We start from the raw sequence: 20,850 nt of genomic DNA, 5'->3' as shown, positions 1-20,850 counted from the left end.
TAATTCTTTGATTCGGCTGGAACAGCGTGGGAGCGGGCTTGCCCCGCGATCACCGGCAAAGCCGGTGCCATACATCTCATCGCGGGGCAAGCCCGCTCCCACGCTGTCCGAGTTAAAGCAAAGAATTACATGTTAATTCATGAGGGTGTTTCGCAGGCCTCAATGCGGCGGGTAGTTACCCAGCACCTGGGCCACGGTCTTCTGGATCGCTGCGTTGCGTTCCTGGGGGCTGGGTGGGTAGTTGTTCATGATCTGCTCGGCGCTACCGCGCCACACCAGCTTGCCGTCCCGCCCATCGAACAGGTCGATCTGGATGGTCGCCACCTTGTAGTCGACGCTGCGGGTCTCGTTGTACATCGGCCCGCCCCAGTAGCCTCCCCAATAGCCACCCCAGGCACCGCCGTAATTGGTGGTGATCTGTTGCTGGCGGTCCTCGACGATCAGGTAGGCGCGCACCTTCACATCGGGCCGGGCATTGCCCTGGGCCGGGCGCAGGCCGCGCTGGTCGAGCTGGCCGGCCACCGCCTGGCGGATGCGTTGCTCGGTCAGGTCGCTCTTGATCCGCGGATCGTCCGGACGATAGTGCAGCCCCGGTTCTTGCCAGGCCCAGCTGCGGTAGGCGGCGAAGTCGCGGCTGGCGTCGAAATCCTGCTGCACGTTGTTGCTCGAACAGGCAGTCAGCAGCAGGGCCAGGGACAGTAGAACGAGACGGCGCAACATGATGGTTCTCCGTTGAACGTTAGCTGGGAGGATAGCCGCTCATCGCCTTGCTCACCGATTCGCGCAGCGCGCTTTCGCGCTCGCGCGGCGAGTCCTTGTCGCTGCCGCTTTCGGCGCTGGCGCTCCATACCGGCTGGCCGTTGCGGGCATCGAACAGGTCGATGCGCACCACCATCACCTCGACTTCGTAGGTGCGCACGATCGGCACGCTGCCATAGGCGCCATAGCCATTGCGGTAGCCACCATAGCCGACGCCACCGTAAGGGTAGGGGCCGTAGTAGGGGTCATAGTCGTAATCGCGTACCTGGCGCAGGCGTCGCTCCAGGCGCACATCGGCACTGACCAGCAGGTCGGCCTGGGTATTGCGCGCCGGGCGCAGGCCGTGCTGGTCGAGGGCGCTGCTCACCGCGTCGGCCAACTGGCCCGGGGTCGCGCTGGCCGGGCCTGCGGGTGTCTGGCCATTGCGCCAGCTCCAGCTGCGATAGCGACCATAGTCACGCGTTGGCGCGGGGTAGGCACTGGCGTCGAAGGTGTTGGCGGCCTGGGGTGGGGCCGGCGGCAGTGGCTTGCCGCTGGCCACGTAGGGATTGGTCCCCTGGCAGCCGGCCAGAACCAGAGACGACAGGGCCAGACAGAGCAGACGATACGGCATGCATCCTCCCGGCAAGCGGGTCAGTGGGGGCGGCAGATCCAGTGCAGGTAGCGGCCCAGGCCGGCGAAGCTGGGGTGACGCCGGTAGGCCAGCTCCATTTCCAGCAGGTCCAGCAGCTCGGCCTTGGCCTGGAACTCCTTGGGCATGTAGTCGTGGAATACCCGTACACCGCTCTCGCTTTCGACCTGCCACAGGCCTTCAAGTTGCGCCTTGAGTTCACGTGGATCAAGTGGTTTTTGCGGGGTCAGGCTCTGCTTTTCGCCGGCCAGGCTGTTGCTGCGCATCTTGCGGAAATGGCCCTTGAGCAGGTTGCGGTAGAGCAGTGCGTCGCGGTTGTAGAAGGCCAGCGACAGCCAGCCACCCGGGGCCGTCAGCTGGTGCAGCACGGGCAGGATGCTTTCTGGCTCGGCCAGCCATTCCAGTACCGCGTGGCACAGCACCAGGTCGTAGGGTTCGGTGAGCTGGCCGAGCAGGTCCTGCCAGGGGGCCTGGATGAACGTTGCCGGTTGGCCTGCCTCGGCGAAGCGGGCGCGGGCGCCGTCGAGCATGGGCGCGGCGGGTTCGGCGAGGGTCAGGTGATGGCCGCGCTGGGCCAGCCACAGGGCCATGTGGCCCAGGCCGGCGCCGATGTCGAGCACTCGCAGCGGGCGCTCGGGCAGCGTTTCGGCCAGGTCGGCCTGAAGCACCGCGAGACGGATGGCGCCCTTGGCGCCGCCGTAGATCTTTTCGGCGAAGCGGCTGGCCAGCTCATCGAAGTGACGGTCGTTCATTTGGCGAAACGCCTCTCGCTGTCGGCCAGCTTGGCTCGAACCACTTCGTTCATGTCCAGCCCCAGTTCGCTGCACAGCAGCAGCAGGTAGAGCACGATATCGCCCACCTCCTGGCCGGCGTGGGCGAGCTTGTCGGCGGGCAACTGGCGGGACTCGTCCTCGGTCAGCCACTGGAAGATCTCCACCAGCTCGGCCATCTCGACGCTGGCGGCCATGGCCAGGTTCTTCGGGCTGTGGAAGCCGCGCCAATCGTTGGTGTCGCGGATGCGGTGCAGGCGTTCGGTCAGTTCTTGCAGGTTCATCGGGGTCTCCTCGTGGCGCATAGCTTCCGGCGAGGCTACTTGCAAAGCAAGTGCGCCAGGCGCTCAAAGCGAGCGCCAGCTCCCGACCATGTGCACCAGTGCGCCATGTCCATCCAGCCGCAAGGCGCCCTCCGGCCCCGCCTCGCTGGCGCTCAGCACCACCTCCGATGGCAGGCGCACCGGTTTTTGGAAGTCCACCGTGAACACGTACCCCGCTTTTGGCAGGTGCCCTTGTAGCGCCGCCAGGGCCATGGCCGTGCTCCACATGCCGTGGGCGATGGCCCTGGGGAAGCCGAACAGGCGCGCGCTGAGGCGGCTCAGGTGAATCGGGTTGTAGTCGCCGCAGACCCTGGCGTAGCGCCGACCGATGTCGCTGTCGGCATACCAGCGGGTGGCCTCCGGCAACACCAGGGGCTGCGGTGCTGGCGCGTCGCTACCCTGCGCGTCGAGCTTCAGGCCGCGCACCAGCATGCGGCTGGTTTCGCGCCAGAGCAGGCCAAGCCCGTCCTCGGCCTCGGTCACCAGGTCGAAGGTGCCGCCTTTTTCATGCGGCTGCAGGTTGTCGGCGTATACCGCGAAGCGCAGGCCGTCGATAGCGCCCAAGGGGCGCAGCACCTGCAGGCTGTTGTGCAGGTGTACCAGCCCCAGCAATGGGAAGGGGAAGTCGTCGGCGGTGAGCAGCTGCAGTTGCAGGCTGAAGGCCATGACATGCGGGTAGGTGCCCGGCAACCGGCCATCGTCGGCGAAGTGGCAGAGCCGACGGTAGGCCGCCAGGTTGCCGGCATCGACGCGCAGGAAGCAGCGCAGCCCCTGTTCCGGCAGCTGGCTGCCACGGATCTTGCGCTTGCCGAGGGCGCGCAGGTAAAGGCTCAGGCGCGAGTCGGGGTGGCGCAGGTCGTGCCAGGGTCGGCTCATGGTCAGGCTCCCATCAGGGCCTGGCCGCAGACGCGCAGGGCCTGGCCGTTGATCGCCCCGGAGCCTGGCTGGCTGAGCCAGGCGATGGCTTCGGCCACATCCTGTGGCAGGCCGCCCTGGCCCAGCGAGCTCAGGCGCCGGCCGGCCTCGCGCAGGCCCATGGGCATGGCCGCGGTCATGTGCGTTTCGATGAAGCCCGGTGCCACGGCATTGATGCTGGCGCCCTGGGTGGCCAGCCGTGGCGCCCAGGCCTGGGCGAAGCCGATCAGCCCGGCCTTGCTGGCGGCGTAGTTGGATTGCCCACGGTTGCCGGCGATTCCGCTGACCGAGGCGAGCAGGGTGACACGGGCGTCGTCGTGCAGCTTGCCGGCGTCGAACAGTGCCTGGGTCAGCACCTGGGGGGCCTTGAGGTTGACGGCCAGCACGGCGTCCCAGTACTCCGGGGTCATGTTGGCCAGGGTCTTGTCGCGGGTGATGCCGGCGTTGTGCACGACGATATCGAGGCCTTCGGGCAGCGCCTCGACCAACTGCGCGGCGGCATCGGCGGCGCAGATGTCCAGGGCCAGGGCGCGACCGCCCAGGCGTGCGGCGAGGGCGTCGAGGTCGCGTTGCGCCTGGGGCACGTCGAGCAAGGTCACTTCGGCGCCATCGCGGGCCAGGGTTTCGGCGATGGCCGCGCCGATGCCGCGCGCGGCACCGGTGACCAGGGCGCGGCGCCCGGCCAGCGGGCGGGTCCAGTCGGCGACCTGGGCGGCGCAGGGCGACAAGCGCAGGACCTGGCCGGAAACGAACGCGCTTTTGGGCGACAGCAGGAAGCGCAGCGCGCCTTCGAGCTGGTCCTCGGCGCCGGCGCCGACATACAGCAGGTTGGCCGTTGCGCCGTTGCGCAGCTCCTTGGCCAGCGAGCGGCTGAACCCCTCCAGGGCGCGCTGGGCAACGCTGGCCTGTGGGTCGTCGAGGCTTTCCGGGGCGCGACCGAGAATCACCACATGGGCACAGTAGGCCAGGCTACGCAGCAGCGGTTGGAAGAATTCGCGCAGCTGTCTGAGCGCGTCGCTGTCGCACAGGTGGCTGGCATCGAACACCACCGCCTTGAGCTTCGGTCCCAGCCCCGCGACCCAGGCGGGCAGCCCGAGCGCGTCGCTGTCGAAGCCGTAGCAGTCCGCGGTCAGGCGCGGGGCGATCATCGCCACCTGGCCTGCGAGCGGCCCACCGCCGAGCACCAGCGCGCCCTCGATGGGCCGCAGGCGTCCGGGCTGCCAGCGCTCCAGCGGCACCGGGCGCGGCAGGCCGAGGGCGTCGACCAGCTTGCGGCCGAGGGTGGAGTTGGCAAAGCCCAGATAGCGATCGCTCATGTACGGTTCTCCCTGAAGGCAAGCATGCAAGTGTGGACCAAGTTTGTGTCTGGGGCGTTCGAATGCGTCAAAAGAACCTAGTCTTAGGGATCAAATTGTTTCAGGAGGAACAGGCATGCATTCAACAAGTCGGGTCGCGATCCTGGGTGGCAACCGGATTCCCTTCGCCCGCTCCAACGGTGCCTATGCCAAGGCCAGCAACCAGGCAATGCTCACCGCGGCCCTCGAAGGGCTGGTGGAGCGCTACCGCCTGCACGGGCTGCGCCTGGGGGAAGTGGTCGCGGGCGCGGTGCTCAAGCATTCGCGCGACATGAACCTGACCCGCGAATGCGTGCTCGGCTCGCGACTGTCGCCGCAGACGCCGGCCTACGACATCCAGCAGGCCTGCGGCACCGGGCTGGAGGCGGCGTTGCTGGTGGCCAACAAGATCGCCCTGGGGCAGATCGACAGCGGCATCGCCGGGGGCGTCGATACCACCTCGGACGCACCCATCGCGGTCAGCGAGGGGCTGCGGCAGATCCTGCTGCAGGCCAATCGCGGCAAGAGCCTGGGCGAGCGCCTGAAGCCGTTCCTCAAGCTGCGCCCTGGCCTGCTCAAGCCCGAGCTGCCGCGCAATGGCGAACCGCGCACCGGGCTGTCCATGGGCGAGCACTGCGAGCGCATGGCGCAGACCTGGCAGATCGAACGTGCCGACCAGGACGAGTTGGCGTTGCTCAGCCACCAGCATCTGGCGGCGTCCTATCGCGAGGGCTGGCAGGATGACCTGCTGACGCCCTACCTGGGGCTGACCCGTGACAACAACCTGCGCCCGGACCTGACCCTCGAGCAGCTGGCCAAGCTCACGCCGGTATTCGACCGCAGTGGCCTGGGCACGCTTACCCCGGGCAACTCCACGCCTTTGACCGACGGCGCTTCGCTGGTGCTGCTGGGCAACGACGCCTGGGCCGCGGAGCATGACTTGCCGGTGCTGGCCTATCTGGTCGATGGCGAAACGGCGGCGGTCGACTTCGTTCATGGACAGGAGGGCCTGCTGATGGCGCCGGTGTACGCGGTACCGCGGTTGCTGGCGCGCAACGGCCTGACCCTGCAGGACTTCGACTACTACGAGATCCACGAAGCCTTCGCCGCCCAGGTGCTGTGCACGCTGAAGGCCTGGGAGGACGCGGACTACTGCCGCACGCGCCTGGGACTCGACGCGCCGCTGGGGGCGATCGATCGCGGCAAGCTGAACGTGAAGGGCAGCTCGCTGGCCGCGGGGCATCCGTTCGCGGCGACCGGGGGGCGGATATTGGCGAACATGGCCAAGTTGCTGAGCGAACGGGGCAAGGGGCGCGGGCTGATCTCGATCTGCGCGGCGGGCGGGCAGGGGGTGGCGGCGATCGTCGAGCGTTGAGGCAGCGGGGCCTCGGGACGCCGAATTGCCACGAGCACCGGCGAAGCCCGTGCCTGTGCTGCGCTGCCTGCTTCCACCCGTAGCAGGCGATGGCTGGTACCCTTGTCCGACTCGAGACAGCAGGCATCAACATGTCGATCACCGGACCGCGTCCCATCCCTGCCCTGGATTACCTGCCCAGGCCGCTCTACGCCCGTGCCGAAAGTCTTGGCGCAGGCTCCTGGACCACCCGCCACCGGCATGACTGGGTACAGTTCTCCTACGCCATCAGCGGTGTGCTGGGTGTCTATACCAGCGAGGGCAGCTACTTCGCGCCGCCGCAGTGGGGGGTATGGATTCCGGCCGGCACCGAGCACGACGTGGTGACCTCGATGCAGGCCGAGATGCGCAGCCTGTATGTGCGGAGCGACGCTTGCCCCTGGGCACAGGCCGAATGCCGAGTGCTGGAGGTCACGCCGCTGGCGCGGGAGCTGATCAAGCAGTTCTGCACGTTCGCGGTGGCCTACCCGGAGGGCGACAGCGCCGAGGCGCGGTTGGTCGCGGTGTTGCTGGATCAGCTGCGGACCCTGCCGCAAGTGGGGTTCTCGCTGCCGCTACCGCGCCACCCAGGGCTGCTGGCCCTGTGCAATGAGCTGATCGCCGAGCCCGACCAGCCACAGACCCTGCGGCAGTGGGCGCTGTCGCTGGACGTGTCGGAGAAGACCTTGATGCGCCTGTTCCAGCGCGAGACGGGGCTGAGCTTTCGCAACTGGCGCCAGCGCATGCGCCTGCTGTCGTCGCTGGCGCTGCTGGAGGCGGGGGAAAGTGTCACCCAGGCGGCGCTGGGCTGTGGCTATGACTCGACCTCGGCGTATATCGCGGCGTTCAAGCAGCTGTTCGGGGCGACGCCCGGGGAGCTTAGGCTGTAATCGCTGGCTGCCACTTCAGTGGCAGCACCCTCCGCCATTGGCCAGGTCCTTGAGGATCGGGCAGTCGGGCCGGTCATCGCCCTGGCAGTGGGCCACCAGCTCACTCAGGGTATCGCGCAGGCTGACCAGCTCCTCGATGCGCCGGTTCAGTTCGTCGATATGCTGCATGGCCAGCGCCTTCACATCGGCGCTGGCACGCTGGCGATCCTGCCAGAGCGTCAGCAGCCTCGCCACTTCCTCGAGGGAAAACCCCAGGTCGCGGGAGCGCTTGATGAACGCCAGGCTGTGTAGGTCTTCCTGCCGATACAGACGATAGCCGCTGTCGCTGCGTTGGGCCGGGCGCAGCAGCCCGATGGATTCGTAGTAGCGGATCATCTTGGCGCTGAGCCCGCTGCGGCGGGCGGCCTGGCCGATGTTCATGGGGCCTCCTGGTCACGGCTGGTGGGTTTCCAGGTCTTCAGCCACAGGGCGTTGCTCACCACGCTGACGCTGGACAGGGCCATCGCGGCGCCGGCCAGTACCGGGTTGAGATAGCCGAGGGCGGCGAGCGGTATGCCGACCAGGTTGTAGATGAAGGCCCAGAACAGGTTCTGGCGAATCTTGGCGTAGGTCTTGCGGCTGATCTCCAGCGCCGCGGGGACCAGGCGTGGGTCGCCGCGCATCAGGGTGATGCCGGCGGCCTGCATGGCCACGTCGGTGCCGCCGCCCATGGCGATGCCGATGTCAGCGGCGGCCAGGGCCGGGGCGTCGTTGATGCCGTCGCCGACCATGGCCACCACGCCACCGCGCTTGAGCGCCGCGACCGTCGCGGCCTTGTCCGCGGGGAGTACCTCGGCGTGCACATCATCGATGCCGAGAGCCTCGGCCACCACCTTGGCGCTGCCACGGTTGTCGCCGGTCAGCAGATGGCTGCTGATCCCACGGGCGTGCAAGGCGGCGATGGCCTGGTCGGCGCCGGGCTTGAGGCTGTCGCCAAAGGCGAACAAACCCAGCACGCGGGGCTGCTTGCCGCGCTCGATCAGCCAGGACAGGGTGCGGCCTTCGGCCTCCCAGGCCTGGGCGCTGCTGGCCAGGTCGCCTGGCGCCAGGTGGTTTTCGTCGAGCAGACGACGGTTGCCCAAGGCCAGTTCGCGTCCCTCGACCTGGCCGGCGATGCCACGGCCGGTAAGGGATTGGCTGTCGGTCACCGGCGGTACGTCCAGGCCCTGTTCGGCACAGGCATCGAGCACCGCCCTGGCCAGCGGATGCTCGCTGCCCCGCTGCAGGGCGCCGGCCATGCGCAGCAGCGCCTGGAGGTCGCCGTCGCAGGCCTGGCTGTGGACGATACGTGGGCTGCCGGAGGTCAGGGTGCCGGTCTTGTCGAACACCACGCTGTTGACCGCATGGGCGCGTTCCAGCGCTTCGGCGTCCTTGATCAGGATGCCGTGGCGGGCGGCGACGCCGGTGCCGGCCATGATCGCGGCGGGCGTGGCAAGGCCCAGGGCGCAGGGGCAGGCGATCACCAGCACGGCGACGGCGTTGATCAGCGCTGTTTCCAGCGGCGCGCCGGCCAGCCACCAACCGACCAGGGTGAGCAGCGCCACGACCAGCACGGCCGGGACGAAGACTTGGCTGACCCGGTCGACCAGTTTCTGGATCGGCGCCTTGGCCGCCTGGGCATCCTCGACCAGGCGGATGATGCGGGCGAGCACGGTTTCGGTGCCCAGTGCCAGGGTTTTCACCAGCAGTCGGCCTTCGCCGTTGATGGCGCCGCCGGTCACCGCGTCGCCAGGCTGCTTGGGCACTGGCAGGCTTTCGCCGCTGATCAGGGCTTCATCGGCGTGGCTGCTGCCTTCGAGCACCTCGCCATCGACCGGGAAACGCTCGCCGGGCTTGACCAGCACCTGGTCGCCCAGGCGCAGTTGGCTGATGGCGACCTCTTCCTCGTGGCCGTCGACCAGCCGCACGGCGCGTTCGGGGCGTAGCGCCTCCAGGGCCCGGATGGCGCTGGCGGTCTGGCGTTTGGCGCGGCTTTCCAGGTACTTGCCCAGCAGCACCAGGGCGATCACCACCGCCGAGGCCTCGAAATACAGGTGGGGCTCCATGCCTGCCGGCGCTTGGGCCCACTGGTACAGGCTCAGGCCGTAGCCTGCGCTGGTGCCCAGGGCGACCAGCAGGTCCATGTTGCCCGCGCCGGCGCGCACGGCTTTCCAGGCGGCGACATAGAAGCGCGCGCCGAGGATGAATTGCACCGGCGTGGCGAGGGCGAACTGTGCCCAGGCCGGCAGCATCCAGTGCAGGCCGAACGGCTGCACCAGCATCGGCAGGACCAGAGGCAGGGCCAGCAGCAGCGCCGCCGCGACGGCCAGCCGTTCGTTGCGCAGTCGCCGCTGGGCCTGGCGCTGGTCGTCATGGGCGGTGCGCGGCAGGGCGGCGCTGTAGCCGGCCTGTTCGACCGCGGCGATCAGCACGCCGTCATCGACGGCTTCGAGCACTTCGAGGTGGGCGCGCTCGCTGGCCAGGTTGACGCTGACCTGCTCGACCCCCGCCAGCTTGCCGAGGGCGCGTTCGATACGCCCGGCGCAGCTGGCGCAGGTCATGCCGCCGATCTGCAGTTCCAGGGTTCGGGTGGGGACGCTGTAGCCGGCCCCGCGCACGGCATCGACCAGTGCCGGCAGGCTGTCGGCCGGGGCCTGGACCCGAGCCTGCTCGGTGGCTAGGTTGACGCTGACGTGTTCGGTACCGGTGACCTTGCGCAGGGCGCGCTCGACCCGACCTGCGCAACTGGCGCAGGTCATGCCGGCGATCGGCAGGTCGAAGGTGGTGGATGCGGGCATGGCTCTCTCCTCCGTGGACAGGCCTTCAGCATCAACCTTGCCATGCGGGCAAGGTCAATAGCCCAGGCCGGCTCTCTTGAGCACCAGGCCATTCTGTCCCATGGCAATACGGTATTTATTGATCTGGCCCGCCTGCAATGCCAGGCGCGTGCTGCGCTGATCCTCGATACCGGGCGCGCAACCGGGAACCTGTCCGGGCAACAGGCGCAGGCGCACATCGACCGGGCCCGGCGGCAGGTTGAACGAAGTCGACTGTTCCTGGAACAGCCGCCCGGACAACTGATCGTTGAGGTAGATGCCGATTTCGCAGCTGGTGGCCACCTCCAGGCGTTCCCGGGAAATGATCAGCACGCTGTAGTCCGAATTGCCCTCGGCGCTGGCCGGAGGCACCACGGCCAGCAATCCTGCGAGGCCCAATACTGCCCTGATCATGAAAAATCTCCTGCTTGCCAGAATCGTCAAAGGCGCAGCTTGGCCGAGGTGCGCGGGGATTTCCAGCCCGGCCGATCCGGGCGGAACTTGACCTTGCCCCGATGGCAAGGCTGAGACTGCGCGAAACCCACAAGGAGGCAACCTCGATGCAAGTGTTCAATGTACAAGGCATGACCTGCGGCCACTGTGTGAAGGGCGTGACCCGGGCCGTGCAGGAGCAGGATGCGGCGGCGCGGGTGGAGGTCGATCTGGCGGCGCGGCAGGTGAGGGTGGAAAGCGCTCTGGCGGCGGAGCAGATCCTGGCGGCGATCCGTGAAGAGGGCTATCAGGCCGAGGTGGCCTGAATCCCTTTTGCCCCGGTGCTTCAATCCTGTGGGAGCGGGTTTACCCGCGAAGCAACCTCTGCGGTGACTGGCGGCGGTTCGGCGCCCCGACAAGCCCGCTCCCACTGGGTGATTTTCTGCAGCACACGCAGGATCAATTATTGCAAAGGTTTTCAACGCCCGGCGATCCAGTGCAGGTAGACTAGCGTACTTGCTTAGCCTGCTATGGATTCTCCATGAACTTGCGAACCTTGCTGATTCTCGGCGCCCTGAGTGCGTTCGGGCCCTTGGCGATCGACTTCTATCTGCCCGCTTTCCCGGCCATGGCCCAGGCCTTCGCCACTGATGAAAAGCACGTGCAGACCACGTTGGCCGCCTACTTCCTCGGCCTGTCCCTGGGCCAACTCGCCTACGGGCCGGTAGCCGACCGCTTCGGCCGGCGTATTCCACTGCTGTTCGGTGTCGCACTGTTCACCCTGGCTTCGCTGGCTTGCGCCTATGCACCGAATCTCGACAGCTTGATCCTGGCGCGCTTCGTCCAGGCCCTCGGGGGGTGCGCCGGCATGGTGCTGGCACGGGCCATCGTCAGCGACAAGTGTGACGCGGTGGCTTCGGCCAAGGTGTTTTCGCAATTGATGCTGGTGATGGGGCTGGCGCCAATTCTTGCGCCGATGCTCGGTGGCGTGCTGGTGAACGTGGCCGGTTGGCAGTCGATTTTCCTGGCTCTGAGTCTGTTCAGCGCGGCCTGTCTGTTGGCGGTCGGCCTCGGCTTGCCGGAAAGCCTGCCGCCGCACGTCCCGCGTCAGCCGCTTTCTGGTGCGTTGCGCCAGTACCTGCGCCTGTTCGGTGATCGGGTGTTCGTCGGCCATGCGCTTACCGGAGGCCTCGCCATCGCCGGCATGTTTGCCTATATCGCTGGTTCACCGTTCGTCTTCATCAAGTTGTACGGCGTGCCTGCCGAGCACTATGGCTGGCTGTTCGGCACCAATGCGGCCGGGTTCATCCTGATGGCCCAGGTCAATGCGCGGCTGCTGGCCAAACGTGGTCCGGCCTGGCTGTTGGCGCGAGCGGTGTGGTTGTACCTGGCGGCGGCGCTGGCGCTGCTGCTGGTCGCGGCGTTGCGCCCGGCGCCATTGTGGCCGCTGCTGGTGCCGCTGTTCGTGTGCATCGCCAGCCTTGGCTGCATCGTCCCCAACGCCGCGGCTTGCGCCATGAGCGGGCAGGGCGCCCGCGCCGGCAGCGCATCGGCCTTGATGGGTTGCCTGCAGTTCAGCGTCGCTGCGGGCGCGGCGGCGCTGGTCGGGGTGCTGCATGACGGCAGCGCGGTGCCCATGGCCTTGGTGATCAGCCTGTGCGGCGCGCTGGTGGTCAGTGTCGCAGTGCTGACCCGGCGCTTGCAGGCCAAGCGGCCTGAGTGAGCGGATGAGGCGCGTTGAGGCGTGTTTCCAGCAGGGCGACGAACGCCCGCGCCTCGGCTTCGTTGCGAAAGCTCACGACATGCTGGTCAAGTTGGACCTGCCAGGGACAGGCGGGATTGCGGTTCGACGCACTGACGACAATCTTCATCGTGATCCACCTCCAGTGAGTGGGAGCCGGTAAAGTCTAGCGCTGCTCTCGATGCTCGCCATGATCGGGATCAGCCTCCTGACTGACGGTCATGGCGGTTACGGCATGGGAAGCTTTCTGTTTTGCATGGCGTAGTTTTTGACCCGGACTGTCGGTCTTGTCAGTTCGCCAGGCGATTCGAGCCTCGCCGACCGCGATCTAGCCGCTGTAGTTCGGGAGGCGGTGCCCTTGGATGGCGATCTGGCCGCTGCTCATGGCAGTGCTGCAACGGCGTCCTACACGGTTCGCTGCCTACGCAGCCAGCGACGTCGAGCGGCTTATACTCCCAGCGCATCCAATGCCAGCGAGCAACGTTTCCCGCTGGCAGTCGCGAGTCATCAGGGAGCTTCAGTTTCATGAGTGCAGTCCGTAGCATCAGTCAGGTCGCCGGCCTGATGGCCGATCCCAAGCGCAGCGCCATGTTGTGGGCATTGATCGATGGTACTCCGCGTGCGGCGGACGAATTGGCGAGGATGACCGGCCTCAGCACCTCTTCGGCTTGCGCGCATCTGTCGTTGTTGTCGACAGCGGGGCTGCTCAAGCTCGAGACGCGTGCGCGCAAACGCTATTACCGTCTGGCCACGCCGCAGGTGAGCGCGGCGGTGGAGGCGCTTGCCAGCGTCCAGGTCGAACACCGCCCAGCCGCCCAGCGGGCCACGCCGATACAGATCCCGTCTTCGATGCGCAGGGCGCGTCTGTGCGGTGATCACCTGGGTGGGGAAATCGCCACGGCGCTGTTCCAGCGGCTGCTGGTCGCCGGCTGGTTGGTGGGGAGCGAGCAGCAGATGTCTGTGAGCCAGGAGGGCAAGGCCCGGTTGGAGGCGCTGGGGGTCTACATCGATGCGCTGGCGCCGGTCGCCAGGCCAGGTTGCCTGACGTGCCGCTGCAGTGAGTGGAGCGACCAGGGGGCGCACCTTGGCGGCCCCCTGGGGCAAGCGCTGCTCAGGTTGTTCCTGCAGTCGGGCTGGATCCGCGAACAGGAAGGCAATCGAGCGATACAGCTCACGTCGCTCGGTGTCCAGCAGATCAACGGCATCGCCCGGGTGCCGGCCCGGCAGGCCGGTTAGCGCGTCAGGCGCGCGTCCAGGCTGTTCTGTGCCAGGCGACGCGCCTGATCCTGGGTCATGCCCAGGTGTTCGTGCAGCGCGTGGAAGTTTTCGGTGACGTAGCCCCCGAAGTAGGCCGGATCATCGGAGTTGACCGTGACTTTCACGCCGCGCTCGAGCATGTCGAGGATGTTGTGCTGGTTCATGTGGTCGAACACGCACAGCTTGGTATTGGACAGCGGGCAGACGGTCAGTGGGATCTGCTCGTCGATGATGCGCTGCATCAGGCGTTCGTCCTCGATGGCGCGCACGCCGTGGTCGATGCGCTGGATCTTCAGCAGGTCGAGGGCCTCCCAGATGTACTCGGGCGGGCCTTCCTCGCCGGCATGGGCCACGGTCAGGAAGCCTTCGCTGCGGGCGCGGTCGAAGACGCGTTGGAACTTGCTCGGCGGATGGCCTTTCTCCGAGCTGTCCAGGCCGACAGCGACGAAGGCATCGCGGAACGGCAGGGCCTGGTCCAGGGTTTTCTGCGCTTCGTCTTCACTCAGGTGGCGCAGGAAGCTGAGGATCAGGCCGCTGCTGATGCCAAGCTGCTCGCGGCCATCCTGCAAGGCCCGGTTGATGCCCTCGAGCACCACCTCGAACGGGATGCCTCGATCGGTGTGGGTCTGCGGGTCGAAGAACGGCTCGGTGTGGATGACGTTCTGTGCCTTGCAGCGTTGCAGGTAGGCCCAGGTCAGGTCGTAGAAGTCCTGCTCGGTGCGCAGGACATCGGCGCCCTGGTAATAGAGGTCGAGGAACTCCTGCAGGTTGTTGAAGGCATAGGCCCTGCGCAGGGTCTCGACGTCCGCCCAGGGCAGGGCGATCTTGTTGCGTTCGGCCAGGGCGAACAGCAGTTCGGGCTCCAGCGAGCCCTCCAGGTGCATGTGCAGTTCCGCCTTGGGCAAGGCGTTCAGCCATTCATACATGTGTGCAATCTCGATCAGGTACGGTTGGCCGTCATTCTACAGGGCCTGGCCGGGCAATGCGCCCATCCAGGTCCGTATCGCCTGGGTTACCAGATGAGCGCCTCGCCCTTGTAGTTGATGAAGCGCAGGCCGCCGTTGCCGCTCTGGGCCTTGACCTGCTCGAGCATGCCGCGGGTGCTGGTGAGCACGTCGATCTCGGCGTTCTCGCCGCCCATGTCGGTCTTTACCCAGCCCGGGTGCATGGCCAGCACGGCCAGGTCGGGGCGCTGCAGGTCGACCACGAAGCTGTTGATCATCGAGTTGAGCGCGGCCTTGCTGGCCTTGTACAGGCAGACTTCGCCCCCGTCGGGGATGGTCACGCTGCCCAGGATCGAGCTCATGAACGCCAGCACGCCACTGCCTTCGCGCACCTGGCCGGCCAGGCGTCGGGCCACACGGATCGGCGCCACGGCGTTGGTCATGAACAGGTCGCCGATCTGCTGCACCTGCACGCTTTCCAGGTCCTGCGGCAGCGGGCCCATCACCCCGGCGTTGACGAACACCAGGTCGAACACTTCACCTTGCAGGCGTTGCTTCAGCCCATCGAGTTGGGCGGTGTCGTTCATCTCCAGGCGCTCGATACGCACCCCGGACACATCGCCCAGGGCGCCGGGCTGCTGCGGGTCACGCACGGTGGCGACGACGTTTCAGCCATCTTCGCGCAGGCGTTGTACCAGGCCCAGGCCAAGGCCTCGGGAGGCGCCGATGATCAGGGCGGTCTTGTTGGCGGTCATAGCGATACTCCATATCAAGGGCGAGGCGAGCAGTGTTGTGCACAGGTTTCGCTCGTCGCGCGACAACGTGGCGGTTGCCCTCCATGACGGAAGGCCTGGGTGACGAGCATAAACCAGGTACCGACTGGTTGCCCTTTCGCTGCTGCTCAAAAAATGATCGATGGCCTTAAAGGCCGATGGGTTCGGCGCCTGGCGGAGTGGTTCACGGGTTATCCACAGGCTGCTCCACAGTAATTGTGTGCAAGCGCGGTGGTCTGAAAATGCCTGTTCCAGGGAGCGTAGGCACTGATGCTTGGGGATAACTCATAAGCTTTCAGTGACTTGGGTCTGTGTCACACAAATGTGATCAAAATATGCTCAACACGCTGAAGGCCTTGCCATACAAGGCCTGTGTCAGAATGCCCAGAGCTTATCCACAGGCAGGCCCACAGTACTTGTGGGCAACGCTCAGGCCCGTTCCAGCAAGATGCGCCCGCGGCTCAGGTCGGCGAGCTGCTGCTGCAGCACTTCGAGATGGCTATCACCCAGGGCGATGCGTAGATCGACGCCGTTGGCGGTGAACTGCTCGTCCAGCACCAGGCCGTCGACTTCGCCCAGGCGCAGCTTGACCAGCGCCAGTTCGCTGAAGGTGCAGCTGCAGGCGAACTCACTGCGCTGCACCAGCAAGCGCTTGGGTGCCTGCTGCAGGCATTTGTTGGCGCCGCCGCCATAGGCCCGTGCCAGGCCACCGGTGCCCAACTGGATGCCGCCGTACCAGCGGATCACCAGGACCACCACCTGGTCGCAGTCCTGGGCCTCGATGGCGGCAAGGATAGGGCGCCCGGCCGTGCCGCCGGGCTCGCCGTCGTCGCTGCTGCGATACTGGCCGCCGAGCTTCCAGGCCCAGCAGTTGTGGGTGGCCGCCAGGTCGCTGTGGCGTTCGATGAAGGCCATGGCCTCGGCCGGGCTGCTGATCGGGCCGGCGAGGGTGATGAAGCGGCTCTTGCGGATTTCCTCGCGGAACTCGCAGAGCTCGAGCAGGGTAGAAGGCATAGGTCCGGGTCAGGCGGGCGTGCTGATGCCGCAGCCTTTGAGAATGATGTGGATAAGGTTGTTGCTGGCGTCTTCCATGTCCTGCTTGGTCAGCCGGCTGCGGCCGGTCACCTGGCAGATCTGGGTGGCGAAGTCGGCGTAGTGCTGGGTGCTGCCCCAGAGCAGGAAGATCAGGTGCACAGGGTCCACCCGGTCCATCTTGCCGGCGTCGATCCAGGCCTGGAACACTGCGGCGCGGCCGCGGAACCATTCGCGGTAGTCGGCGCTGAAGTACTCGCTCAGGCACTCACCGCCGCTGATCACTTCCATGGCGAAGATTCGCGAGGCCTGCGGGTTGCGCCGGGAGAACTCCATCTTGGTGCGGATGTACTGGCTGAGCGCCTCGGCTGGGTCGTCCTCCACGCTCAGGGCGTTGAAGGTGCTGTCCCACAGCTCGATGATGTTGCTCAGCACGGCGATGTACAGGCCCAGCTTGTTGGTGAAGTAGTAGTGCAGGTTGGCCTTGGGCAGCCCAGCCTTGAGCGCGATGGTGTTCATGCTCGTGCCCTTGTAGCCGTGGCGGGCGAATTCGTCTTCGGCGGCCTGGATGATGGCCTGCTCGTTCTTCTGGCGGATGCGGCCGGCGGGCTTGCCCGAGGCGGGGGAGCGATGCGCAGGGACTTCTAGGGTCATGGACGATTCCGGGCGGGTCGTTACGAATGTCCGACAGATTACCTGCCTGCGCCGAAGTGACAAGCATTTGCGTCAGAGATACGTATCAGCGTGTCGCAGCCAGACTCTCGAGGAAGCTTTCCAGCACCAGGTTTGGCCGGCGGCCCTTGCGCGTTACCCAGCTCAGGCCCAGGTCGTAGAAACGTTGCGCGGGTTTGAGGGCGCGCAGCCGGCCCTGCTGCACCCAGAAGCTCGCATAGTGGTCAGGCAGGTAGCCGATGTAGCGCCCGGTCAGGATGAGGAAGGCCATGCCCTCGCGGTCCGAGGCGCTGGCGGTGCAATGCAGCGCCTGATAGTGGGCCTGGATGTCGGCGGGCAGGCGGAAGGTCGGGGCGATGGCATCCTGGCTGTTCAGGCGTGTTTCGTCGATCTGTTGGTCGTCGGCGTAGAACAAGGGGTGGCCGACGGCGCAATAGAGCAGCGAGCGCTCGCTGTACAGCGGCTGGTAATCGAGCCCGGACAGCGGACTGGTCTGGGGAACCACGCCGACATGCAGGCTGCCGTCGAGCACACCCTGCTCGACCTGGCTCGGGGCAATCATGCGGATCTGGATGCGCACGTCCGGGCCGCGGTCCTTGAGTTCGGCCAGGGCATGGGTAATGCGCATGTGCGGCAGGGTCACCAGGTTGTCGGTGAGGCCGATGTTCAGTTCGCCGCGCAAGTGCTGGTGCAGGCCGTTGACCTCGGTGCGGAAGGTCTCCAGGGCACTGAGCAGCTGCAGTGCCGAGTGATAGACCTCGCGCCCTTCCTCGGTCAGCGAGAAGCCGGCGCGACCACGCTGGCACAGACGCAGGCCCAGGCGTTGCTCGAGGTCGTTCATCTGCTGGCTGATCGCCGAGCGGCCGATCCCCAGCACATTCTCCGCCGCCGAGAAACCGCCGCACTCCACGACGCTGCGGTAGATCTTCAACAGGCGGATGTCGAAATCGCTGACCTGGGCGAGGGGATCGGGGCGTCGGCTCATTAGTTTAGTTATCCGCTGACTGAAGATTAGAAATGCTGGGTTTTTCGAACTTTATCGCCGTGACAACTTAGCTGCAACAACACCCATCGTTGCCTAATCGTCTTCCGAGGAATCGCCCGATGAACATGCCCGAAACCGCCCAGGCCGGTCTGGCCAGCCAGCTCAAGCTGGACGCCCACTGGATGCCATACACCGCCAATCGCAACTTCCAGCGCGATCCACGGCTGATCGTGGCGGCCGCAGGCAACTACCTGGTCGACGACAAGGGCCGCAAGGTGTTCGACGCGCTGTCGGGCCTGTGGACCTGCGGTGCCGGGCATACCCGCAAGGAAATCAGCGAAGCGGTGGCCCGCCAGGTCGCCACGCTCGACTATTCGCCTGCCTTCCAGTTCGGCCACCCGCTGTCGTTCCAGCTGGCCGAGAAGATCGTCGACCTGGTGCCTGGCGACCTGAACCACGTGTTCTTCACCAACTCCGGCTCCGAGTGCGCCGATACCGCGCTGAAGATGGTCCGTGCCTACTGGCGCCTGAAGGGCCAGGCCACCAAGACCAAGATCATCGGCCGGGCCCGTGGCTACCACGGCGTGAACATCGCCGGCACCAGCCTCGGCGGGGTCAACGGCAACCGCAAGCTGTTCGGTCAATTGCTGGATGTCGACCACCTGCCTCATACCGTGCTGCCGGCCAACGTCTTCAGCAAGGGCATGCCGGAGGAGGGCGGTATTGCCTTGGCCGACGAAATGCTCAAGCTGATCGAACTGCATGATGCCTCGAACATCGCCGCGGTGATCGTCGAGCCACTGGCCGGCTCCGCGGGTGTGCTGCCGCCGCCGAAGGGCTACCTCAAGCGCCTGCGCGAGATCTGCAGCCAGCACAACATCCTGCTGATCTTCGACGAAGTGATCACCGGTTTCGGCCGCATGGGCGCGATGACCGGCGCCGAAGCCTTCGGCGTCACCCCGGATCTGATGTGCATCGCCAAGCAGGTCACCAACGGCGCCATCCCGATGGGCGCGGTGATCGCCACCAGCGAGATCTACCAGACCTTCATGAACCAGCCGACGCCCGAGTACGCGGTTGAGTTCCCCCACGGCTACACCTACTCGGCGCACCCGGTCGCCTGCGCCGCCGGTATCGCCGCGCTGGACCTGCTGCAGAAGGAAAGCCTGGTGCAGTCCGCCGCCGAGCTGGCGCCGCACTTCGAGAAGCTGCTGCACGGCACCAAGGGCACCAGGAACGTGGTCGACATCCGTAACTACGGCCTGGCCGGTGCCATCCAGATCGCCGCGCGTGACGGTGACGCCATCGTCCGTCCGTACGAGGCGGCGATGAAGCTGTGGCAAGCCGGCTTCTATGTGCGCTTCGGTGGCGACACCCTGCAGTTCGGGCCGACCTTCAACACCCAGCCGCAGGAACTGGATCGCCTGTTCGACGCGGTGGGCGAAGCCCTGAACAAGGTCGACTGACTTTTCCGAATTCGACGTCGGGCGCGTGATTGCCACGCGCCTGCTTCCACCTTCTTTATCTGGAGTTCTCATGAGCATTGTTCAGCACCTGATCCACGGCGAGCTGGTCACCAAGGGCGAGCGCACCGCCGATGTCTTCAACCCGTCCACCGGCCAGGCCGTGCGCAAGGTCGAGCTGGCCAGCCGCGCTACCGTCCAGCAGGCCATCGACTCGGCCAAGGCCGCCTTCCCGGCCTGGCGCAACACCCCGCCGGCCAAGCGCGCCCAGGTGATGTTCCGCTTCAAGCAGCTGCTTGAGCAGAACGAGGCGAAGATCTCGCAGATGATCAGCGAGGAGCATGGCAAGACCGTGGAAGATGCCGCCGGCGAACTCAAGCGAGGTATCGAGAACGTCGAATTCGCCTGCGCCGCCCCTGAGCTGCTCAAGGGCGAGTACAGCCGCAACGTCGGCCCGAACATCGACGCCTGGTCCGATTTCCAGCCGCTGGGCATCGTCGCTGGCATCACCCCGTTCAACTTCCCGGCCATGGTGCCGCTGTGGATGTATCCGCTGGCCATTGCCTGTGGCAACGCGTTCATCCTCAAACCGTCCGAGCGCGACCCGAGCTCGACGTTGTACATCGCCCAGCTGCTGCTGGAAGCAGGGCTGCCGAAGGGCATCCTCAACGTCGTGCATGGCGACAAGGAAGCGGTCGATGCGCTGATCGAGGCGCCAGAGGTCAAGGCCCTGAGCTTCGTCGGTTCGACCCCGATCGCTGAGTACATCTATGCCGAGGGCACCAAGCGCGGCAAGCGTGTTCAGGCCCTGGGCGGCGCGAAGAACCACGCGGTGCTGATGCCTGACGCCGACCTGGACAATGCCGTCAGCGCGCTGATGGGCGCGGCCTACGGTTCCTGTGGCGAGCGCTGCATGGCCATCTCGGTGGCGGTGTGCGTCGGCGACCAGGTGGCCGATGCGCTGATCGCCAAGCTGGAACCGCAGATCAAGGCGCTGAAGATCGGTGCCGGCACTGCCTGTGGTCTGGACATGGGGCCGCTGGTGACCGCTGCCGCGCGTGACAAGGTGGTGGGCTACATCGATGACGGCGTTGCCGCTGGCGCCAAGCTGGTAGTCGATGGCCGCGGCTACCGTGTTGCGGGTAACGAGGATGGCTATTTCGTCGGCGGCACCCTGTTCGACAAGGTCACCCCCGAGATGCGCATCTATAAGGAAGAGATCTTCGGCCCGGTGCTGTGCGTGGTGCGGGTGAACAGCCTGGAACAGGCCATGCAGCTGATCAATGAGCACGAATACGGCAATGGTACCTGCATCTTCACCCGTGACGGTGAGGCGGCGCGGCTGTTCTGCGACGAGATCGAAGTAGGCATGGTCGGCGTCAACGTACCGCTGCCGGTGCCGGTGGCGTACCACAGCTTCGGTGGCTGGAAGCGTTCGCTGTTTGGTGATCTGCATGCCTATGGTCCGGACGGTGTGCGTTTCTATACCCGTCGCAAGGCGATCACCCAGCGCTGGCCGCAGCGGGCCAGCCATGAGGCTTCGCAGTTTGCGTTTCCTAGCTTGTAAGGGAATGGGGTGAGAGCGAGCGGGGCGGCCGACAGGTTGCCCCGTTTTGTTTTTTGGGGCTTCTTTATATAAGTGTTGGGGCTGGTGGGTGCCTGTCTTGGGATTGGGTTGTGTTCCAGAGGTGTTCGCCGAGGT

21 protein-coding genes and 1 pseudogene are annotated in these 20,850 nt (G+C 66.2%); 7 read left to right on the top strand and 15 right to left on the bottom strand.

Annotation, left to right across the window (positions count from 1 at the left end; genetic code table 11):
* Positions 1 to 159: 159 nt before the first annotated feature.
* The 6 genes from N5D48_RS12460 to N5D48_RS12435 form a co-directional block, all read right to left on the bottom strand.
* Positions 160 to 720, bottom strand: a complete 561-nt coding sequence (locus N5D48_RS12460) for a DUF4136 domain-containing protein (RefSeq protein ID WP_279884545.1) — start codon at positions 718 to 720, stop codon at positions 160 to 162.
* A gap of 19 nt (positions 721 to 739) precedes the next feature.
* Positions 740 to 1,372 carry a DUF4136 domain-containing protein gene (locus tag N5D48_RS12455; RefSeq protein ID WP_279884543.1) on the bottom strand — a complete coding sequence of 211 codons (633 nt, stop codon included), beginning with the start codon at positions 1,370 to 1,372 and terminating at the stop codon, positions 740 to 742.
* Between the two features lie 20 nt (positions 1,373 to 1,392).
* Positions 1,393 to 2,142, bottom strand: a complete 750-nt coding sequence (locus N5D48_RS12450) for a methyltransferase domain-containing protein (protein WP_279884541.1) — start codon at positions 2,140 to 2,142, stop codon at positions 1,393 to 1,395.
* Positions 2,139 to 2,444 (bottom strand): MazG-like family protein, encoded by a 306-nt coding sequence (locus tag N5D48_RS12445; RefSeq protein ID WP_279884540.1) that lies wholly within the window; start codon positions 2,442 to 2,444, stop codon positions 2,139 to 2,141. The genes N5D48_RS12450 and N5D48_RS12445 overlap by 4 nt, the downstream gene beginning before the upstream one ends.
* A gap of 63 nt (positions 2,445 to 2,507) precedes the next feature.
* The gene (locus N5D48_RS12440) at positions 2,508 to 3,359 is read right to left on the bottom strand and encodes a MaoC/PaaZ C-terminal domain-containing protein (protein ID WP_279884538.1); all 852 of its coding nucleotides are present in this window, start codon (positions 3,357 to 3,359) and stop codon (positions 2,508 to 2,510) included.
* 2 nt (positions 3,360 to 3,361) lie between these two features.
* Positions 3,362 to 4,714 carry a 3-oxoacyl-ACP reductase gene (locus N5D48_RS12435; RefSeq protein ID WP_279884536.1) on the bottom strand — a complete coding sequence of 451 codons (1,353 nt, stop codon included), beginning with the start codon at positions 4,712 to 4,714 and terminating at the stop codon, positions 3,362 to 3,364.
* A 115-nt stretch (positions 4,715 to 4,829) separates the two neighbouring features.
* On the opposite strand from N5D48_RS12435, the gene N5D48_RS12430 reads away from it, so the two are divergent.
* Positions 4,830 to 6,107 carry an acetyl-CoA C-acetyltransferase gene (locus N5D48_RS12430; RefSeq protein WP_279884534.1) on the top strand — a complete coding sequence of 426 codons (1,278 nt, stop codon included), beginning with the start codon at positions 4,830 to 4,832 and terminating at the stop codon, positions 6,105 to 6,107.
* Positions 6,108 to 6,238: 131 nt separating this feature from the next.
* Positions 6,239 to 7,015, top strand: a complete 777-nt coding sequence (locus N5D48_RS12425) for a helix-turn-helix transcriptional regulator (protein ID WP_279884531.1) — start codon at positions 6,239 to 6,241, stop codon at positions 7,013 to 7,015.
* Between the two features lie 15 nt (positions 7,016 to 7,030).
* On the opposite strand, the gene cueR is transcribed toward N5D48_RS12425, so the two are convergent.
* The 3 genes from cueR to N5D48_RS12410 are packed head-to-tail and all read right to left on the bottom strand — an operon-like array spanning position 7,031 to position 10,263.
* Positions 7,031 to 7,435 carry a Cu(I)-responsive transcriptional regulator gene (gene cueR, locus N5D48_RS12420; RefSeq protein WP_279884528.1) on the bottom strand — a complete coding sequence of 135 codons (405 nt, stop codon included), beginning with the start codon at positions 7,433 to 7,435 and terminating at the stop codon, positions 7,031 to 7,033.
* On the bottom strand, positions 7,432 to 9,831 hold the full coding sequence (locus N5D48_RS12415; RefSeq protein WP_279884526.1) for a heavy metal translocating P-type ATPase: 2,400 nt from the start codon (positions 9,829 to 9,831) through the stop codon (positions 7,432 to 7,434). The genes cueR and N5D48_RS12415 overlap by 4 nt, the downstream gene beginning before the upstream one ends.
* Positions 9,832 to 9,885: 54 nt before the next feature.
* Positions 9,886 to 10,263, bottom strand: a complete 378-nt coding sequence (locus tag N5D48_RS12410) for a hypothetical protein (protein WP_279884524.1) — start codon at positions 10,261 to 10,263, stop codon at positions 9,886 to 9,888.
* A gap of 146 nt (positions 10,264 to 10,409) precedes the next feature.
* On the opposite strand from N5D48_RS12410, the gene N5D48_RS12405 reads away from it, so the two are divergent.
* The gene (locus N5D48_RS12405) at positions 10,410 to 10,607 is read left to right on the top strand and encodes a cation transporter (RefSeq protein WP_279884522.1); all 198 of its coding nucleotides are present in this window, start codon (positions 10,410 to 10,412) and stop codon (positions 10,605 to 10,607) included.
* A gap of 215 nt (positions 10,608 to 10,822) precedes the next feature.
* Positions 10,823 to 12,004, top strand: a complete 1,182-nt coding sequence (locus tag N5D48_RS12400) for a multidrug effflux MFS transporter (RefSeq protein WP_279884520.1) — start codon at positions 10,823 to 10,825, stop codon at positions 12,002 to 12,004.
* On the opposite strand, the gene N5D48_RS12395 is transcribed toward N5D48_RS12400, so the two are convergent.
* On the bottom strand, positions 11,955 to 12,152 hold the full coding sequence (locus N5D48_RS12395; RefSeq protein WP_279884518.1) for a hypothetical protein: 198 nt from the start codon (positions 12,150 to 12,152) through the stop codon (positions 11,955 to 11,957). The genes N5D48_RS12400 and N5D48_RS12395 overlap by 50 nt on opposite strands.
* A gap of 395 nt (positions 12,153 to 12,547) precedes the next feature.
* Between N5D48_RS12395 and N5D48_RS12390 the strand changes: the two genes are divergently transcribed.
* The gene (locus N5D48_RS12390) at positions 12,548 to 13,258 is read left to right on the top strand and encodes a helix-turn-helix transcriptional regulator (protein WP_279884515.1); all 711 of its coding nucleotides are present in this window, start codon (positions 12,548 to 12,550) and stop codon (positions 13,256 to 13,258) included.
* On the opposite strand, the gene N5D48_RS12385 is transcribed toward N5D48_RS12390, so the two are convergent.
* The 5 genes and pseudogenes from N5D48_RS12385 to N5D48_RS12365 form a co-directional block, all read right to left on the bottom strand.
* Entirely contained in the window at positions 13,255 to 14,205 is a 951-nt protein-coding gene (locus tag N5D48_RS12385; RefSeq protein WP_279884512.1) for an adenosine deaminase, read from the bottom strand. The genes N5D48_RS12390 and N5D48_RS12385 overlap by 4 nt on opposite strands.
* An 86-nt stretch (positions 14,206 to 14,291) precedes the next feature.
* Positions 14,292 to 14,978 (bottom strand): annotated as a pseudogene (locus N5D48_RS12380) (SDR family oxidoreductase).
* Positions 14,979 to 15,425: 447 nt separating this feature from the next.
* Positions 15,426 to 16,010, bottom strand: coding sequence for an IMPACT family protein (locus N5D48_RS12375; protein WP_279884508.1), 585 nt, complete (start codon positions 16,008 to 16,010; stop codon positions 15,426 to 15,428).
* 9 nt (positions 16,011 to 16,019) lie between these two features.
* The gene (locus tag N5D48_RS12370; protein WP_279884505.1) at positions 16,020 to 16,682 is read right to left on the bottom strand and encodes a TetR/AcrR family transcriptional regulator; all 663 of its coding nucleotides are present in this window, start codon (positions 16,680 to 16,682) and stop codon (positions 16,020 to 16,022) included.
* A gap of 85 nt (positions 16,683 to 16,767) precedes the next feature.
* Positions 16,768 to 17,685, bottom strand: a complete 918-nt coding sequence (locus N5D48_RS12365; RefSeq protein WP_279884503.1) for a LysR family transcriptional regulator — start codon at positions 17,683 to 17,685, stop codon at positions 16,768 to 16,770.
* A 119-nt stretch (positions 17,686 to 17,804) separates the two neighbouring features.
* On the opposite strand from N5D48_RS12365, the gene N5D48_RS12360 reads away from it, so the two are divergent.
* Positions 17,805 to 19,151: an aspartate aminotransferase family protein gene (locus tag N5D48_RS12360; protein ID WP_279884501.1), complete on the top strand. Its 1,347-nt coding sequence runs from the start codon at positions 17,805 to 17,807 to the stop codon at positions 19,149 to 19,151.
* 70 nt (positions 19,152 to 19,221) lie between these two features.
* Positions 19,222 to 20,715 (top strand): CoA-acylating methylmalonate-semialdehyde dehydrogenase, encoded by a 1,494-nt coding sequence (locus tag N5D48_RS12355; protein ID WP_279884499.1) that lies wholly within the window; start codon positions 19,222 to 19,224, stop codon positions 20,713 to 20,715.
* Positions 20,716 to 20,850: the final 135 nt, after the last annotated feature.

The sequence above is a fragment of the Pseudomonas sp. GD03858 genome (assembly GCF_029840925.1).
GTDB lineage: Bacteria > Pseudomonadota > Gammaproteobacteria > Pseudomonadales > Pseudomonadaceae > Aquipseudomonas.
The sequence above is the reverse complement of the archived record's forward strand: the minus strand, read 5'-3'. Positions and strand labels throughout refer to the sequence as shown.